Raw genomic sequence first — 15,654 nt, 5'->3', positions numbered from 1 at the left:
CGGTTCAGGCGAGCGGGTCGAGCACCATGGGGCGGATCTCGCCTTCCAGCATCGCGCCGATGCCGCGCACCGCGCACATGTCGGGGCGCTCCTCGATACGTACCGGCATACCGGTGTAGTCGCGTACCAGGTCGTCGAAGCCGGGGAGCTGGGCGCTGCCGCCGACCATCACGATGCCGGTGTCGGCCAGGTCGGCCACCAGGTCCGGTGGGCAGTCGCGGAGCACCTTGCCGATGCCGTCGAGTACGGCCGTGAGCGGGGTGTGGATGGCGCTGCGCACCGCCGCGTTGTCGACCAGGACCGAGCGGGCCACGCCGGTGGCCACGTCCCGGCCGTGGATCTCCGTGGACAGCGGGCTGTCCGGTGCGAGCGAACCTCCGGCCAGTGCCAGTTGCAGCGGCCGTACCGACTGGCTCGGCGTCACCAGTTCGTGCTCCTGCCGCAGATGCTGCACGATCGCCTGGTCGATCGCCTCCCCGCCGACCGGCACCCGCTCCGCCCGTACGATCTCGCCCAGCGAGAGGACCGCGACCTGGGTGGTGGCCGCCCCGCAGGCCATGATCATGGTGGCCTCGGGCCGTTCCACCGGGAGCCCGCAGCCGACCGCCGCCGCCACCAGGGTGTCGACCAGCTCCACCCGGCGGGCGCCGAGCCCGACCATCGTCTCCACGGCGGCGCGCTGCGCCAGCGGATCCGCCTCGTGCGGGGTGCAGACGGCGGCCCGCAGGCGCAGATTGCGCCGCAGATTGCGGCGGAGCTTTTCGCCGATGAGGTGGCGGAGCATGCGCTGCGCCATCTCGATGTCCACCACGGTGCCGCCCGAGACCGGCCGTACCACCTTGATGTACGCGGGTGTCCGTCCCGTCATCCGCTCCGCGAAGTCGCCCACGGCGATCAGCGCACCGGTGCGGGTGTTGACGGCCGCCGCGCTCGGCTCGTCGACGACCACGCCCGCCCCCTTCACGTACACCCGTGTCCTGGCCGCTCCGAGGTCGACGGCGAGATGGCAGCGTCGCAGCGCTTCCAGACTGGCGGTCATGGCTGATCCTCCCGAGGGCGGCCGAACGGGGCCGCCGGTCTGCGGCCCTTATCAAATAGTCCGGCGAATCGGGCATATTCGCGCGTTGTGGTGGTCCGGTAGGGGGCCCTACGGTTGAAGTGCGTTCGGGGGTGCGGGAGTTGTCGGAGGGGTGGTGCGGGGGCTGCGTGTCGTACGGGGTGGGGTGGGGCGGGGTCGCCCGGCTGGGCGTCCGGGGCGGCGGCCGGTAGCACCCGAGGCCTGGGGGGAGTGGGGCGTGGGGCAGCCGGGGCCGCTGCTCGGTCGCGGTGCCTGGCGCGGCGGTCGTACGGCCCGTCTCTCTCCCCGGGGATTCGCTCGGTGCCGTCGGTGCCGTACCCGTACGTCTCCCTCCGCTGCATGCGGGCGTCCGAGGAGGCAGGCGGGCGACTGTTAGCGATCTTCGAGCCCACCGCCGAGGGTGCGCGGCGGGTTCGCCTGGGGCGGATTCGTATGAGAAGGCGCGAACGCGGCGGCGCCGCCTCCCTGGGACGGGGAAGGCGGCGCCGCTTGCGACGTCGAGGGACGTCGCCGGACCCGTGGGTCCGATCCGGTGGTCCGGCTCAGACGAGCCAGCCGACGACGTGGATCAGACCGGCGAGGATGTCCGTGAGGAGGTTCATCTCGTGCTTCTCCTTGATGGTGATGCTGTGGGTGGGACCAACTCCCGTGCTCCGTATGGGACATGAGCCGGGAACGCGATCACGGTCTGCAGCCCGCCGCTCGCGCACCGTAAGCATCGTCCGTCGCACGCGCCCCACGCAATTTCTCGCGCGAGGATCACCTGTTCAAGGGAACACCTGCTTGCCTGTTCGTATGCTCGGCGGGCCCGGGGCGGGCCCGGGCCGTCAACGGACAGCGCCGCCGTACGCGTACGTACAAGCACGTACGCGTACGTACAAGCACGTACGCGTACGGCGGCGCCGGTCCGGCAGGCTCAACTCCCGCCCAGGGAACGCTTCATGACCTTGCCCATGTCGTTGCGCGGCAGCCCGTCGAGCAGACGCAGCACGCGCGGGCGCTTGTGCGGGGACAGTCGCGAGGCGACGTGGGTGGCGAGGTCCTCCAGCGTGGGCGGCGCGGTGGGATCGGCGGGCACCACCCAGGCGACGATCCGTTCGCCGAGGTCGGCGTCGGGTTCGCCGGTGACCGCGGCTTCCTTGACGGCGCCGTGCTCCAGGAGGGCGTTCTCGATCTCGCCCGCGCCGATCTTGTAACCGCCGCTCTTGATCAGGTCGGTGGCCTTGCGGCCCACGATGCGCAGATAGCCGTCGTGCTCCCGGACCGCCATGTCCCCGGTGCGGAACCAGCTGCCCTCCGCGAAGGCCGCGGCGGTCGCCTCCGGGCGGTTCAGATACGCGGTGAACAGGTTCGGGCCGCGGACCTGGATCTCGCCCACCGCCTCCGGGTCGTCCTCGGCGACCGGGGCGCCGCCCTCGTCCACCAGCCGCAGTTCGACGCCGGACAGCGGCAGCCCCACGGTGCCGGGGCCCGGCCGCCCGTCCACCCGGACACTGGTCGTGATCAGTGACTCCGTCATCCCGTACCGCTCGATCACCCGGCAGCCGGTGGCCGCGCCGATCCGCTCGTGGTCGTGCACCGGCAGCGCGGCGGAGCCGGAGACCAGCAGCCGGGCCCGGCGCAGGCCCTCGACCAGCTCCGGCTCCGTGTCCAGGGACTCGGCGATGCGGTGGTACATGGTCGGGACGCCGAAGAGAACGGTGCCGCCCTTGGTCAGCTCGCGCGCCACGCCCTCGGTGGTGAACCTGCCCAGGTGGCGCACCGTGCCGCCGCGACGCAGCGGGCCGAGGATGCCGAGGATCAGGCCGTGGACGTGGAACAGCGGCAGGGCGTGCACCAGGACGTCCCGCTCGGTCCACTGCCAGGCGTCCGCGAGCGCGTCGAGGGTGGCGGCGACGGCGCGCCGCGAGAGCACGGCGCCCTTCGGCGGGCCGGTGGTGCCCGAGGTGTAGACGATCAGCGCGGGCTCGTCCTCGGCGGGCTCCGGTCCACTGCGCTCCTGCGGCGGCGCGGCGCCCACCTCGACGTCGATCCGCGTCAACGAGCCCAGCGCGGGAGGGAGTTCGTCCCCGGGAGCGGCGAGCACGAGCGAGGGCGCGCAGTCCGAGACGATGTGTCCGAGCTCGGTCGCGCCCGACTTCGGGTTCAGCGGCACCGCGGGCACCCCCGCGCGCAGCGCGGCCACCACGGCCACCGCGGTCTCCAGGGTGGAAGTCGCCCAGACCACCACCCGCCCCGCCCCCTCCAGCCGGGCGGCGAGCGCCTCGGCGGCGTCGAAGAGCCCGCCGTAACTCAGGGCGCGCTCGCCGAATTCGAGGGCAACCAGGTCCGAGCCCCGCTGCAGGGCGGGGAACAGAGGGGACATGCGTCGTACTCCTTGTCATCGGCGCTGTCCGGCGCCGCTCGCACAGGTGCTGAGGTCGTGGACTTCAGGTACGTCAGATGTACGTCAGGCCGTTGTACCACCGTGTACCGGCCACCGGTCCGGCCGCCCGCCCTCTGAGGGGTAGGGGCGGCCGGGTCCGGGGCCGTGCGCGAGTCGTACGTCACGTTTGGGCCGGGCCCGGCGCCGGGTTCACTCCTCGTGCACGTCGGCCACCGCGCAGCCGATGTTGTCCGGGCCGCCCGCCTCCCGCGCCAGACGCACCAGTTCGGCGGCGGCCTCGTCCGGGCTCGCGGCACCGGCGAGCACCGTACGGATCTCCTCGGCGGGCACCACCGTGTACAGCCCGTCGGAGCACAGCAGGTAGCGGTCGCCGGGGCGGGCCTCGTGCAGGCGCAGATCGGGGGAGTGGTGCGGGCCGCCGCCGGTCAGCGCCCGGCTCAGCAGGGACCGCTGCGGATGGGAGGCCGCCTCCTGCGCGGTCAGGCGCCCCTCGTCGAGCAGAGTCTGGACCGGTGTGTGGTCCTGGGTGATCCGGCTCAGCGCGCCGTCCCGCAGCAGCAGGGCGCGCGAGTCGCCGATGTGCACCAGGCCGAGCTGCGAGCCCGTCCACAGCATGGCCGTCAACGTGGTGCCCACCGACTCGTCGCCGCCCGCGACGCCCCGCACCGCCTCGGCCGCCCGTACGGTCGCGTCCTCCAGAAGGTTCAGTACGTCGCCGGGCGTGATCGGCACCTCGTCGAGACCGCGCAGTGTCTCGACGGCCGCACTGCTCGCCTCGGCGCCCGCCGTCCCGAAGCCGTCGGCGACGGCGAGTATCCGCGAACCGGCGTACGCGGCATCCTGGTTGACCGGCCGCGCCAGTCCCGCGTCGGTCGCGGCGGCGTAGCGCAGCGAGAGCGGGCCGCGCGGTGTCCCGGTGTCGTGCGTGTGCTCTGTGTGGTCTGTGTCGTCTGTGTGGTCTGGGTGTTCCGTGGTCATGGTGGTGTCCCCGATCCCTTCGGTACCGGGCCCCTCGGGGCCTCGGCGCGCCAACTGGTCGACGAGGAAGGCGGCCAGGTCACGTCGGGCCGCGGTCTCGGTCTCGACCCGCGCCCAGTAGGCGCGGACCTCCTCGGCCGCGGCCCGGCCGTCCAGGGCGGTGACCTCACGGATGCGCGCGAGCGGCATCCCGAGCCGCCGCAGCCACACCACCAGGCGCGCCTTGGGCAGTTGGTCCGGTGTGTAGCGGCGGTAGCCGGTCAGCGGATCGACCTCGGCCGGACGCAGCAGATCCAGCTCGTCGTACAGCCGCAGCGCCTTCGCCGACAGCCGGGACGCCTTCGCGAACGCGCCGATGGTCAGCAGCGGCGGGGAACAGGTGCCCTCGCGCTCCGGTTGCCGGTTCGCCCCGGCCGCCCGTTCTTCGCCGCTGCCGTCTGCCGCCGTGCCGTGTGCCGCCGTGCCGTCTGCCGTCATGCCGTCCACCGTTCGTGTCGCCCGTTCTCGCCCGGCCTCGCCCTACGGAGTGAGTGGTGCCGTCCGTCCGGAGCCGTCTCCCTCGTACCGGGCAGGCGGACCGCCCGGTGTGTGCGTTCTCGATGCTGTGGTCTGCCCGAAGGGGAAGGTCAAGCGTGGGCCGTACGCGGGCCGTGGCTCACCGCGCGACCCGGAACCGTTGCAGCAGCCCCCAGGTGAACTCGGCGACGCACGGCCTGCGTACGCCGCTTGCGTCGGGCGCCTCGAAGGCCAGGCCCCAGCGGGTCGGGGCGGTGCCCTCCAGGGGGCGGGCGGGGGCGAAGGCGCGGGCGATCTCGTCCACCGTGTGGGCCCACGGCCGCAGTTCGGCGAGGGAGGAGGGCGGTGGGACCTCGGTGCCGGGGGCGCGAATCAGCCAGGCGTTCCAGGGGGTGCCGTTCGGGGAGAGCAACAGCTCGAAGCGCAGGTCCGGCCAGAGCGGGACCGGCCACAACAGCGCCCGGCACTCCAACTCGCCTGCTTTCCTGGTGAGTTCGTACTCGGGCGGGCCAAGTGCCCTGCGGTACGCGTACGTCGGGCCCAGCGGAACCGCGGCCCGGGAGCCCGGCGCGCGCAGCACGGCCTGCCAGCGGCGGTTGGCCTCGCGCATGTCGGTGGCCGTCGCGCCGAGGTCGCGCCGTGCCTCCTCGACCAGGTCGGGATTGTGGTCGGCCATGCGCCGCAGCAGGACCAGCTGGAAGTCCAGCGCGGTGAAGGGCGGGGGAGCGGTCTGTCCGGCGGGCATGTGTCCCATCCTGGCCGAGAGGTCCGGATCATGCATGGCCGAGATTCCGCGCACCGCCACGCCGGACCAAACCCTTCCGCACACAACATTCACAGCGTGACCTTCCTGGGCCCGCGCGAGCGCCTTAGTTTCCTGCCTCATGGACTACTGCCAACCCTGCCGTCGGCATCTCAACGGCGCGCTGGTCTGCCCCGGGTGCGCCACCCCCGCCGACGCGTGCCGGGAGTACGCGGACGCCGTCACCTCGGGCGAACCGGCCCCGGACGGCGACGAGTTGGCCGGGGTGGCCGGGCCCGGCCGCCGGGCCCGTCGCGGCCGCTCCCGTGCCGCGACCCGGCCGCACCGGCGCAAGCGGCGCCGGGCCCTGCTCGTGGTGGGCGGAGTCGTCCTGGCGGCAGGGGCGTTGAGCCTGGCCGAACTCGGCATCGAAGGTCCCTTCACCGAGCCGAAGGCCGCGTCGAGCCCCGACCGGGAGACCGGCGAGGGCGACCCGGAATCGCCGTCCGCCTCCTCGGCCGGTGAGTCCGTCGAGGCCGGTGCCCCCGGGAGTTCCGGCACTGCGGGAGATCCCACGGACACCCCCGGGGCGGCCGACTCCGACTCGCCGTCGTCCACCCGGGAGCCAAGCGCCACCGAGAGCACGAGCCCCGACGGCGAGACCTCGGCGGGCGAGACGCAGAGCCCCTCCGAACCGGGCACCACGGCCCCGCCGCCCTCGGAGACCGGCCCCGGCACCACCGAGCCGCCCCCGCCCGCCACCGAGGAACCGCCCCCGACCGCCGAGCCGTCCGAGACGTGCACGCGGTGGCTGTGGTTCTGTACGTGACCAGGGGCAGGGGATCCCCTTCCGGGCCTACTGAGTCAGCATCCGCCGGAGCAGATCGCGCAGCGTGTGCTGTTCGTCGGCGGAGAGGCTCGCGAGCGGGGCGCGGGCGAAGTCGAGGGAGTCGCGCAGGCCGCGTGCCATCCGCAGGCCCTCGTCGGTCGGCGCCGCCAGTTTGACCCGGCGGTCGGCGGGGTCGGGGCGCCGTTCGACCAGGCCGCGCGCCTCCAGGCGGTCCACCATGCCCGTGATGTTGGACGGCTCGCACCGCAGCTTCTCGGCGATACGGCGCATCGGGAGCGGCTCGAGGGACAGCAGCCCGAGCAGGCGTGCCTGGGCGCCGGTCAGCGTGTGCCGGGCCGCCGCCTGCTCGTACTCGTCGTGATAGCGGGCCACGACCTCGCCGATCAGTTGCACGACCTCGACGGTGAGCGGATCGGGACGGGTGTTGCTAGGGGCCATGGCGACCACTGTACCCATTTACTTGACATCCTCAAATATTCAGGTGCATGTTTGTTTCACATAGTGAAGCTTTAGGAAGGTGCGCCGCATGTCCGACTCCCAGTTCCCCGCCACCGGCCGAGCCTGGCATCTGGTCCGCCGCCCCGCGGGCTGGCCCGTACCGGAGGACTTCGCGCTGCGCGAGGTGCCGCTCGCCGCACCCGCCGAGGGCTCGGTCCTGGTGCGCAACCGCTACTTCTCTGTCGATCCCTACATGCGCGGCCGTATGAACGACGTGAAGTCCTACGTCGCTCCCTACGAGCTGGACCGCCCGATGGACGGCGGCGCGGTCGGCGAGGTCGTGGCCTCGGCCGCCGAGGGCTTCGAGGTCGGCGACACCGTGCTGCACCCGCTGGGCTGGCGCGACTACGCGGCGGTGCCCGCGCGCCACGTCACCAAGGTCGACACCTCGCTCGCTCCGCTCTCCGCCTACCTCGGCGTTCTCGGCATGACCGGCCTCACCGCCTACGCGGGCCTCCTGGAGGTCGCCTCCTTCCGGTCCGGCGACACGGTGTTCGTCTCCGGCGCGGCCGGCGCCGTCGGCAGCCAGGTCGGCCAGATCGCCCGGCTCAAGGGCGCGAAGCGGGTCATCGGCTCCGCGGGCTCGGCCGAGAAGGTGCGGCTGCTCACCGAGGAGTACGGCTTCGACGCCGCCTTCAACTACAAGGACGGCCCGGTCTACGACCAGTTGAAGAAGGCCGCCCCCGAGGGCATCGACGTGTACTTCGACAACGTCGGCGGCGAGCACCTGGAAGCCGCGATCTCCGCCTTCAACGTGCACGGCCGCGCCGCCATCTGCGGCATGATCTCCGTCTACAACGCCACCGAGCCGGACCCGGCGCCGCGCAACCTCACCCAGGTCATCGGCAAGCGGCTGCGCCTGCAGGGCCTGCTCGTCACCGACCACCAGGACCTCCAGCCGCAGTTCGTCCAGGAGGTCTCAGCCTGGATCCGCTCCGGCGAGCTCGTCTTCAAGGAGAGCACCTACGAGGGTGTCGAGAAGGGCCTGGACGCCTTCCTCGGCATGCTCCGCGGCGAGAACTCGGGCAAGACCCTCGTCGCTCTCCCCGCCTGAGCCTTCGACGCCCGAGCCTTCGGCCGGAACCGCGAGCGGGTGTTGGGGCTGGTGTGGGGCCGGCCCCAACACCCCAACACCCGTCCGCAGTACGAGAGTTGACCGCGCCGACGACCCCTGCGTAAGCCGCTCGGTCGGGGCCCCCGCCCGCGTCCGGGCCGCGCTCCACCCGCGCCAACACCGCAGGTAAAGTGCGCGCCATGCGTGACTTCAGGGTGGGATTCGGCCATCTGGTCAAGGGACAGCGGTGGGTTGCCCGGCACGGCAGGAGCTACGGACTCGGCCTGCTGCCGGGCCTGGTCACCCTGGTCCTGTACCTCGCGGCGCTGACCTCGCTCGCGCTGTGGGGCACCGACCTGACCGAGTGGGCGACGCCGTTCGCCGACGACTGGTCCTCGCCCTGGCGCGGCCTGTTCCGCGGCTTCCTCACGGCCGTCCTGTTCGCCCTCGCGCTGATGCTGTCGGTGCTCACCTTCACCGCCGTCACCCTGCTCGTCGGCCAGCCCTTCTACGAGAAGCTCTCCGAGCGCGTCGACCGCTCCGAGTCCCCGGACGGCACCGCCCCCGAGTCCAACCTGCCGCTCCTTCGCGAACTGTGGATCTCCGCCCGGGACAGCCTGCGCATCCTGCTGCGCGCGGGCCTGTGGGGCGTACTGCTCTTCGCCTGCGGCTTCGTGCCGGTCGTCGGCCAGACCGCGGTGCCGGTGGCGGGCGTCCTGGTCACCGGTTTCTTCCTCACCGAGGAACTCACCTCGATCGCCCTCCAGCGCCGCGGCGTCGAACTCCGGGAGCGGCTGGCCCTGTTGCGCTCCCACAAGCGCCTGATCTGGGGCTTCGGCGCCCCGCTCGCGGTCTGCTTCATGGTGCCGTTCGTCGCCGTCTTCCTGATGCCGGGCGCGGTCGCGGGGGCCACTCTTCTGGTGCGCACCCTTCGGGGCGAGGACCAGAACGACGCAGAGAACGAGTCCTGGGACAGGTACGGCCCGCCTGCCGACGGGCCGTACCAAGGGCCGAACCAAGGCCAGTACCAAGGAAGTTGACCGGACCAGCTGGAACCGACCGTCCCCTTCAGCCGCGCCCGTACCTGAGCTGTGCGGTCGCCGAGCAGTCCGTGTCGGTCACGCAGCGGACCCAGTACGCCGAGAAGTCCTCGGGAAAGCGGTGGGTGACCGTGCTCCCGGCGGCCACGGCGAACGTCCGGTAGACGCACCACCGTCCGTCACCAGTGATGTCGACCTGGACCGTCATGCCGACCGTTTCGGCGTGGTCGTGCGACAGGCGCAGGACCTTGTCCTCGTAGCCGGTCATCAGGTACGGGTCGGAGTGCTCGCCCTTCCTGACCGAGGTACGCGCCCAGGGCCCTCCTTCGCCCCGGGGCAGGCCGAGTTGCCACAGGTCGTCCACGGCGCCCGCCCACAGTGCGGTGCGGCCGTCGTCGGAGCGGACGATGTGCTCTCCGGCCGGGGCGTCGTCCCTGACGCCGGTGAGGACGATAAGGCCGCGGTAGGAGCAGTAGTCCTTGATGCGCAGTTCGTGGCTGGCGACGGGGCGCATCCTGGCGAAGCCGCCCGCGTTCTCGGCGGGCAGCTCGTAGAGGGTGCCGTGGCAGTTGAACAGGTCCCGCTCGGTGCAGACCTCGCGGTCCAGCCGCTCGGGGCCGAGCGGACCGTCCTGGTCGAAGGCGGGGTTGCCCTTGGGCAGGCGCCAACGGCGTTCGCTGTCGTCGATCACGAGTACCGAGGCGGCGTCCACCTCGTACATGCCGGTGGGCACGGCGACCTTCTCGCGGTGGTACCGCTCCGACTCCGGGTCCTCGACCCGTGACAGCGCGAGTTCGCCGTCGAGTTCGTAGTAACCCACCGATTCCTGGCCGCTGCCCGCCGGGCGGTCGGAGACGAACGCGAGGGTGCGCAGGTTCCCGCCGCGTGCCCGGACGATGCCGCCGGTCACCGTGTCCTCGCCGATGCGCGCGAGGCCGTCGAAGATACGCGCGGGGCGGCTCGTGCGCCGGTCGGGCTCGGACAGGGCGAAGGCGGCGGTCGCATCCGGACAGTCGCGGTCGACGCGCAGCCGCGCCCACTGCACGGGCAGACCGGCGGGGAAAGCGGTCCACCGGTAGCCGCCCGCAGGAACCTCGATCCGCCGGAACCGGTCCCAGGTGCCCGTACCGTTCCGGTCGATCTCCACGGTGAAGGTCACGGCGTGCTCGGCGGAGTGCGTCAGATGCAGGCTCCGGCGCGCGAACCCGGCGAGCAGGAACGGGTCCGAGACCTCGCCCGCGGCGAGGTGGTCGCGGTCCCAGACCGCGCCGCGGCCCAGTGGCGTCCCGAGCGCGTCGAGCCGGTCCGGGTCGGCGAACCAGAGGTTGGACTGCGACTGACCGGGCCCGACGATGTTGCCCTTGTGGCGGCGCTTGTTGAGGAACTCCAGTCGCGCGGTGTCGTCGCAGCCGAAGACGATTCGGTCGCCCCAGCGGGTGAAGTCCCCGACGACGCGCAGATACGTCGAACGCTGCGCGAGCCCGGCGGTGCGGCCGGGACGGAAGGCGGCGGGGAAGCGCCACATCGCGCCGTGCATGGTCATCAGCAGGTCGGTTTCCCCGATGTCGCGGATGCGCGGCCACTCGGTGTTCCAGCCGTGGGCGCCGTCGTAACAGTGGCTCGCCTTGGGGAGGCGGTAGGTGTGCCACTCTCCGTCGTACAGGACGTTCAGCAGGACCGAGCGGTAGTCCCAGCCGACGCTCCACAGCGGATCGCTCGCACTGTCGTTGCCGCCGAAGATCCCGGCCGGACCGCTGACTTCGGTGAACTGGTTGCGGCGTACGAGGGACCAGTCGCCCTCGCCGCGCCATTCGGCGAGGGCGCCGGAGACGGTCTTGGGGTCGGTCTCGGCCTCGGGGGCCTGGTCGCCGTTGTTGGAGTACACCAGCACCGAGCCGCCCGAGTAGAGGCCCTTGCCGTGGTAGCCGGGCAGCTCGGAGGAGATCTCGGCCGGGTGGTCCGGACTGGTGAGGCCGCCGTTTCCGTCCTTGATCTCCCCGTACACCTCAAGGGAGTTGAGGTCGACCGAGTACAGCCCCTCCTCCATGGTGGCGACGTACACCCGGTTCGCCGGGTCCGTCAGATGACGGGCCGTGCCGGTGAGCCTGCCCGGCATCTCCTCGCGCGGGATGACCCGGACCCGTCCTTCGCCGTCGATGACGTACGGCCCGATGACGAGTTGCCGTGTCTCCCTGTGGATCATGCGGTTGGCGTTGGTACCGCCGACGCTCTCGGGCCGGACGATCTGGTCGAGGTCCGGGGTGATCTCGTAGAGCTTGTCGCTGGATCCGCGCACCAGGTGCGGACCGTAGGTGATCGCCCACAGCCGCCCGGCCCAGGCCACGACCGCTCCCGTGCCGCATTCCCCCTCGTCGTTGAACATCGCCAGGGAGGGGAAGACGCCCGAGACGCTCCTCGGGCGCGCCGTGCCCCGGGCCGAAGTGCCGGGCAGCGCAACGGAGTTCGGTATCGCTGCCAGCGATCCGCTCACCGCGAGCGTGACGAATGCCGCGGAGCGCCCCAGAAAGCTTCTTCGGGAGGGAGGACCGGCGTGCTGCATGCTGCGTCTCCTTTCGACGTGCGGCCCGTGTCGTGGGACACGGACCGTGCAGCACGTCACGGTCCTCGGGCGCGGCGCATGCGGCCATGGACTCGACGCGGCCCGGGCTTGGACTTTCGCAACAGATGTCGTCGGAACTCTCGACAGCGGCACTGAAGACCTGTTGAGTGATTTATGGTCACCCAGAATGGGTATACGATATATCTTTTGGCGGTCCCGCACTCATGCCTTCCGCCCGCCCCCGGACCGGAACAACCAGTCCGCCCGAGGCTCGACCACGTACCGGAAAAGCCTGCGCACCACCGGTGTGCACAGCACCGTCATCACCGCCGAGGCCAGCAGGACCACCACCACGACGCTCGCCGGTTCGCGCAGCCACTGCGGCTCGTACCAGTCGAACTCGCGGGAGGACTTCACCAGGAAGATGTGCAGCAGATAGGCGTACAGGGTGCCCGCGCCGAGGGCGGTGAACCAGGTGCGGTGGCGCGGGACCAGGGCCAGGAAGCAGGCGCTCAGTACCACCGCGGCCGTCGACATCGCGAGGAACATCACCACGCCCGCCCAGGTCGGCACCCCGAACTCGGCCGCGGACTTGGTCCGCCCGAACCAGCCGGGATCCATCCGCGGCACCGCCCAGTACGCGCACAGCAGCGCGGCCGCGAACACCGGCAGCGCCGCGAGCCGTACCGGGCGCCGGGTCAGCAGCCCGAAGTGCTCGGGTTCCAGGCGCAGTCCGAGGACGAAGAACGGCAGGTACTGGAGCATCCGCATCAGCGAGAAGTCCTCGCCCATGGACGGGGTGACGCTCGCCGCGGCCGCTATGCCCAGCGAGACGGTGAGCGGACAGCGCAGGTTCCGCCACAGCGGCGTGGTCAGCCGCCACAGGAACAGCGCCACCAGGAACCACAGCGCGAACCCCGGCCGGTTGAAGGCGAATTCGCGGTCCGGGTCCTCGGCCGCCCACCGCATGAACAGCGTGTAGCAGAACTGGACCGTCACATACGGCACCGCGATCCCCGTGACCAGCCGCGCCACCTGCCGCGGCGTGCCGGTGTAGCCGCGGGACAGGTGCCCGGAGACGAGGATGAACGCGGGCATGTGGAAGGCGTAGATGACGAAGTAGAGCGCCTGGGTGAGGCGGCTGTCGTAGGTCAGCGGTTCGAGGAAGTGGCCGACGCCGACGCACAGGATGGTCAGGTACTTGGCGTTGTCCAGGAACGGGTCACGGCCCGCGTCCGGCCGCTTCTCCTCGGTCCGCGCCTCGCCGGTCCGCGCCGCTGTGGACTGCGGCGCCTCGGACTGTGACGGCGCGGGCTGTGATGCCTCGGGCTGTGGCGACTCGGGCCGGTCGCGGGTTCCGGGACCGGCCGCGGGTGACGCCCGTGCCGGGGCGGAGTTCTCGCGGGCGGACGGCATGGTGACACGATCGGGTCCTGCGTGGGGCATCTACGGCACCGTAGTGGCTGAACCTGTGAGACCGAAGACCCCGGAACGACCCGTGCCGTATCGCACATCCGACGCCGCCCTGGTCAGGCGCGTACCCCGAGCGCGTAGACCGTCTCCGAGAGATAGACCTCGTCGGGGCTGAGCACCGCGGAGGGGAAGTCCGGCCGGTTGGGGGAGTCGGGGAAGTGCTGGGTCTCCAGGGCGACGCCGTCGCAGGGGCCGTACGGATCGCCGCCGAAGTGGTCGGCCGTGTAGACGTGCACCCCGGGCTCGGTGGTGGACACCGTCAGTGTCCGGCCCGAACCGGCGTCGTACAGCTCACCGAACTCCTCGGGCACCGGCGTGACCCCCTTGTCCAGCACGAAGTTGTGGTCGATTCCCGAGCCGACCGGGCGGTGCGCGCGGAAGTCGAAGCGGGTGCCCGCCACCTCGGCCGGTTCCCCGGTGGGGATACGGTCCTCGCCCGGCATCGTCAACCGCGAGGCGACGAGCCGCAGTTCGTGCTCCCGGGCGTCCCGCCGCACCCCGTCCGGGCCTACGCCGCCGAGGTTGAAGTACGAGTGATTGGTCAGGTTCACCACGGTCGGCGCGTCGCTCACCGCCTCGTAGGCGATGTGCAGGGCGCCGTTCTCGTCCAGCGAGTACGTCGCGGAGACCTCGAGGCGGCCGGGGAAGCCCTCCTCGCCGTGCGGGCTGACGCGGGACAGCCGCAGCGCGCCGTCGACCTCCTCGGCCTCCCACATCCGCTTGTCGAAACCGCGCTCGCCGCCGTGCAGGCTGTTCTCGCCGTCGTTGTGGGCCAGGTGGTACGTCCGCTCACCGAGCTCGAACCGGCCGCCCGCGATCCGGTTCGCGTACCGCCCGACCAGCGCACCGAAGTAGAACCCCGGCGCGTCCAGGTAGCCCTTCAGGGAGGGGAAGCCGAGGACCACCTCGGCCGTGTCGCCCTGCCGGTCGGGGGCCTCGGCCGACTGCACGATTCCGCCGTACGTCAGGACGCGTACCCGCACGCCCGCCGATTCCAGGGTCCAGCGGTGGACGGTCGTACCGTCGTCGAGGGTGCCGAATTCTTCGCTGCGCATGGGGTGAGCCTAAGCGTGGGCGCCGGGCACCACACCGTGCGCCCCGGCCCGGTCGGCCCGTGTCGCCGCACCGGCCGACTGCCCGTCAGGGGGCGGGCGGGGCGGCGCTGTCGGCGGGAGTCTTCGCGGTGACCGCGCGGTAGGCGATCTCGGCGAGCCTCGACTGGCCGTTCTTGCTGGGGTGGAACCAGTCCCAGGGGCTCAACTGGCCGGTGCCGAAGCGGTAGTCGAAGACGGCGTTGTCGTCGAAACGGCACCGCTGGTCGGCCGCGCAGACCTCGCGCAGCACCGTGTTGTACTCCACCACCCGGTTCAGGACGCTGTCACGCCGCTGCGTGGCGCGGGCGTCGACGGCGTCCGCGTCGGCCAGCATCGAGGGGCAGATGCCGAGCTTCCAGATCTGCTTGCCGAGCGGGTTCGCGCGCCCCTCGGACCACAGCCGTTTCAGGTCCGGCACGCTGGACACGTACACCTGGGTCCGCGGCGACGCGCGGCGCAGCGTCCGCATCGCCGTCTCGAACTGGCTGCGGAAATCGCTCACCGGGGTCATCGCGGCGGCGGTGTCACGGCAGGCGTCGTTGGCCCCGGCGAGGACCGTGACAAGGCCGGGCCGGTGGGCGGCGGCCCGGCGCATCTGGCCGTTCAGATCGGCCATTCGGGCGCCCGAACGGGCGTGGTTCCAGCTGCGTTCGGCGGCCCCGGTCCGGCCGAGCAGACGCACCGCGAGACTGCGTACGCCCTTGTCGCTTCCGGTGGACCAGGAGACCTCGGGACAGTCGCTGAGCACACTGCACGCGTCGAAGCCGCGGGTGATGGAGTCGCCGACCGCGGCCACCGAAGCCGGTGAGGGGTCCCAGACCGGTGCCCGGCGGGTGGGTTGGTCCGGGCGGGTGGTCGAGTGGCCGGAGTCCGGCGCGTCGTCGCCGATCAGTCCGCAGCCCGTCACGCTCACGGCGGCGAGCAGGGCGGTGGTGCCAACAGCGGTGTGCCCACGGCTCATTCGCATGCGCATCCCAAATCCGTCCGTACCCTCCGTGCCCTCCGTACCGCCCGTCGTCCAGCCTGACGTCTGGGCGGCACCAGGAGTTCCTGCCCCGCGTACGGTCTTTCTCACCAGCACTTCACACAAACCGCGCGCTGTGCACATCCTGCCGGGTGAATGCTGGTGTCCGCGGGTAACGGGACCGGCCGTACGTGACCTCGCCGATGCCGCCACACGGTAGCCTCGGCGCAAGGCCGCGGGCCTGGCTCGCACCCCGTCCTGGCTGACCGTTCGTCACCATGGCGGTGAAGAGGCCACCCGGAACGGTGACGCCACATCGTGCCGGTTCCGCTAAGTTACATGACGGAAAGTATGTCCCTTTTGGGGAATATCGCTCGGCACGGTCGCGGGGCCGCTCGGGAGGGCGCACCTCGTACCGACT

Annotated in this window: 13 protein-coding genes; 3 read left to right on the top strand and 10 right to left on the bottom strand. The window is 71.7% G+C overall.

Translation table 11 applies throughout. The features are described 5' to 3' along the window. Positions 1 to 4: 4 nt before the first annotated feature. The 5 genes from HUT18_RS07780 to HUT18_RS07760 all read right to left on the bottom strand — a co-directional run bounded on the left by HUT18_RS07780 (position 5) and on the right by HUT18_RS07760 (position 5,703). A complete protein-coding gene (locus HUT18_RS07780) occupies positions 5 to 1,039 on the bottom strand; it encodes a rod shape-determining protein (protein ID WP_176099015.1) in 1,035 nt (344 codons plus the stop codon). Positions 1,040 to 1,620: 581 nt separating this feature from the next. Continuing rightward, the gene (locus HUT18_RS07775; RefSeq protein WP_176096571.1) at positions 1,621 to 1,788 is read right to left on the bottom strand and encodes a hypothetical protein; all 168 of its coding nucleotides are present in this window, start codon (positions 1,786 to 1,788) and stop codon (positions 1,621 to 1,623) included. A gap of 206 nt (positions 1,789 to 1,994) precedes the next feature. After that, on the bottom strand, positions 1,995 to 3,443 hold the full coding sequence (locus HUT18_RS07770; RefSeq protein ID WP_176099014.1) for an acyl-CoA synthetase: 1,449 nt from the start codon (positions 3,441 to 3,443) through the stop codon (positions 1,995 to 1,997). A gap of 210 nt (positions 3,444 to 3,653) precedes the next feature. Beyond that, a complete protein-coding gene (locus tag HUT18_RS07765; RefSeq protein ID WP_176099012.1) occupies positions 3,654 to 4,919 on the bottom strand; it encodes a MerR family transcriptional regulator in 1,266 nt (421 codons plus the stop codon). A 178-nt stretch (positions 4,920 to 5,097) separates the two neighbouring features. After that, entirely contained in the window at positions 5,098 to 5,703 is a 606-nt protein-coding gene (locus HUT18_RS07760; protein WP_254878472.1) for a hypothetical protein, read from the bottom strand. Positions 5,704 to 5,842: 139 nt separating this feature from the next. Here HUT18_RS07760 and HUT18_RS07755 point away from each other — a divergent pair, with 139 nt between their 5' ends. Continuing rightward, the gene (locus HUT18_RS07755) at positions 5,843 to 6,529 is read left to right on the top strand and encodes a hypothetical protein (protein ID WP_176099010.1); all 687 of its coding nucleotides are present in this window, start codon (positions 5,843 to 5,845) and stop codon (positions 6,527 to 6,529) included. 27 nt (positions 6,530 to 6,556) lie between these two features. Here the strand turns inward: HUT18_RS07755 and HUT18_RS07750 are convergent, their stop codons facing one another. After that, the gene (locus tag HUT18_RS07750; protein WP_176099008.1) at positions 6,557 to 6,988 is read right to left on the bottom strand and encodes a MarR family winged helix-turn-helix transcriptional regulator; all 432 of its coding nucleotides are present in this window, start codon (positions 6,986 to 6,988) and stop codon (positions 6,557 to 6,559) included. An 88-nt stretch (positions 6,989 to 7,076) separates the two neighbouring features. Here HUT18_RS07750 and HUT18_RS07745 point away from each other — a divergent pair, with 88 nt between their 5' ends. Next, positions 7,077 to 8,102: an NADP-dependent oxidoreductase gene (locus tag HUT18_RS07745; RefSeq protein WP_176099006.1), complete on the top strand. Its 1,026-nt coding sequence runs from the start codon at positions 7,077 to 7,079 to the stop codon at positions 8,100 to 8,102. A gap of 200 nt (positions 8,103 to 8,302) precedes the next feature. Next, positions 8,303 to 9,142, top strand: a complete 840-nt coding sequence (locus HUT18_RS07740; protein ID WP_176099005.1) for an EI24 domain-containing protein — start codon at positions 8,303 to 8,305, stop codon at positions 9,140 to 9,142. Positions 9,143 to 9,170: 28 nt separating this feature from the next. Here the strand turns inward: HUT18_RS07740 and HUT18_RS07735 are convergent, their stop codons facing one another. The 4 genes from HUT18_RS07735 to HUT18_RS07720 all read right to left on the bottom strand — a co-directional run bounded on the left by HUT18_RS07735 (position 9,171) and on the right by HUT18_RS07720 (position 15,236). Continuing rightward, positions 9,171 to 11,702: a hypothetical protein gene (locus tag HUT18_RS07735; RefSeq protein WP_176099003.1), complete on the bottom strand. Its 2,532-nt coding sequence runs from the start codon at positions 11,700 to 11,702 to the stop codon at positions 9,171 to 9,173. Positions 11,703 to 11,924: 222 nt separating this feature from the next. Continuing rightward, positions 11,925 to 13,148: an acyltransferase family protein gene (locus HUT18_RS07730; protein ID WP_176099001.1), complete on the bottom strand. Its 1,224-nt coding sequence runs from the start codon at positions 13,146 to 13,148 to the stop codon at positions 11,925 to 11,927. An 83-nt stretch (positions 13,149 to 13,231) separates the two neighbouring features. Further along, positions 13,232 to 14,230, bottom strand: coding sequence for an aldose epimerase family protein (locus HUT18_RS07725; RefSeq protein WP_176098999.1), 999 nt, complete (start codon positions 14,228 to 14,230; stop codon positions 13,232 to 13,234). A gap of 85 nt (positions 14,231 to 14,315) precedes the next feature. Then, positions 14,316 to 15,236, bottom strand: a complete 921-nt coding sequence (locus tag HUT18_RS07720; RefSeq protein WP_176098998.1) for an SGNH/GDSL hydrolase family protein — start codon at positions 15,234 to 15,236, stop codon at positions 14,316 to 14,318. Positions 15,237 to 15,654: the final 418 nt, after the last annotated feature.

The sequence above is a fragment of the Streptomyces sp. NA04227 genome, assembly GCF_013364195.1.
GTDB lineage: Bacteria > Actinomycetota > Actinomycetes > Streptomycetales > Streptomycetaceae > Streptomyces.
The sequence above is the reverse complement of the archived record's forward strand: the minus strand, read 5'-3'. Positions and strand labels throughout refer to the sequence as shown.

Bases quoted from the DNA above. Each gene is read 5' to 3' on its own strand.
- HUT18_RS07780 (WP_176099015.1), bottom strand. From the start codon at position 1,039: ATGACCGCCAGTCTGGAAGCGCTGCGACGCTGCCATCTCGCCGTCGAC.
- HUT18_RS07770 (WP_176099014.1), bottom strand. From the start codon at position 3,443: ATGTCCCCTCTGTTCCCCGCCCTGCAGCGGGGCTCGGACCTGGTTGCC.
- HUT18_RS07765 (WP_176099012.1), bottom strand. From the start codon at position 4,919: ATGACGGCAGACGGCACGGCGGCACACGGCACGGCGGCAGACGGCAGC.
- HUT18_RS07760 (WP_254878472.1), bottom strand. From the start codon at position 5,703: ATGCCCGCCGGACAGACCGCTCCCCCGCCCTTCACCGCGCTGGACTTC.
- HUT18_RS07755 (WP_176099010.1), top strand. From the start codon at position 5,843: ATGGACTACTGCCAACCCTGCCGTCGGCATCTCAACGGCGCGCTGGTC.
- HUT18_RS07750 (WP_176099008.1), bottom strand. From the start codon at position 6,988: ATGGCCCCTAGCAACACCCGTCCCGATCCGCTCACCGTCGAGGTCGTG.
- HUT18_RS07745 (WP_176099006.1), top strand. From the start codon at position 7,077: ATGTCCGACTCCCAGTTCCCCGCCACCGGCCGAGCCTGGCATCTGGTC.
- HUT18_RS07740 (WP_176099005.1), top strand. From the start codon at position 8,303: ATGCGTGACTTCAGGGTGGGATTCGGCCATCTGGTCAAGGGACAGCGG.
- HUT18_RS07735 (WP_176099003.1), bottom strand. From the start codon at position 11,702: ATGCAGCACGCCGGTCCTCCCTCCCGAAGAAGCTTTCTGGGGCGCTCC.
- HUT18_RS07730 (WP_176099001.1), bottom strand. From the start codon at position 13,148: ATGCCCCACGCAGGACCCGATCGTGTCACCATGCCGTCCGCCCGCGAG.
- HUT18_RS07725 (WP_176098999.1), bottom strand. From the start codon at position 14,230: ATGCGCAGCGAAGAATTCGGCACCCTCGACGACGGTACGACCGTCCAC.
- HUT18_RS07720 (WP_176098998.1), bottom strand. From the start codon at position 15,236: ATGCGAATGAGCCGTGGGCACACCGCTGTTGGCACCACCGCCCTGCTC.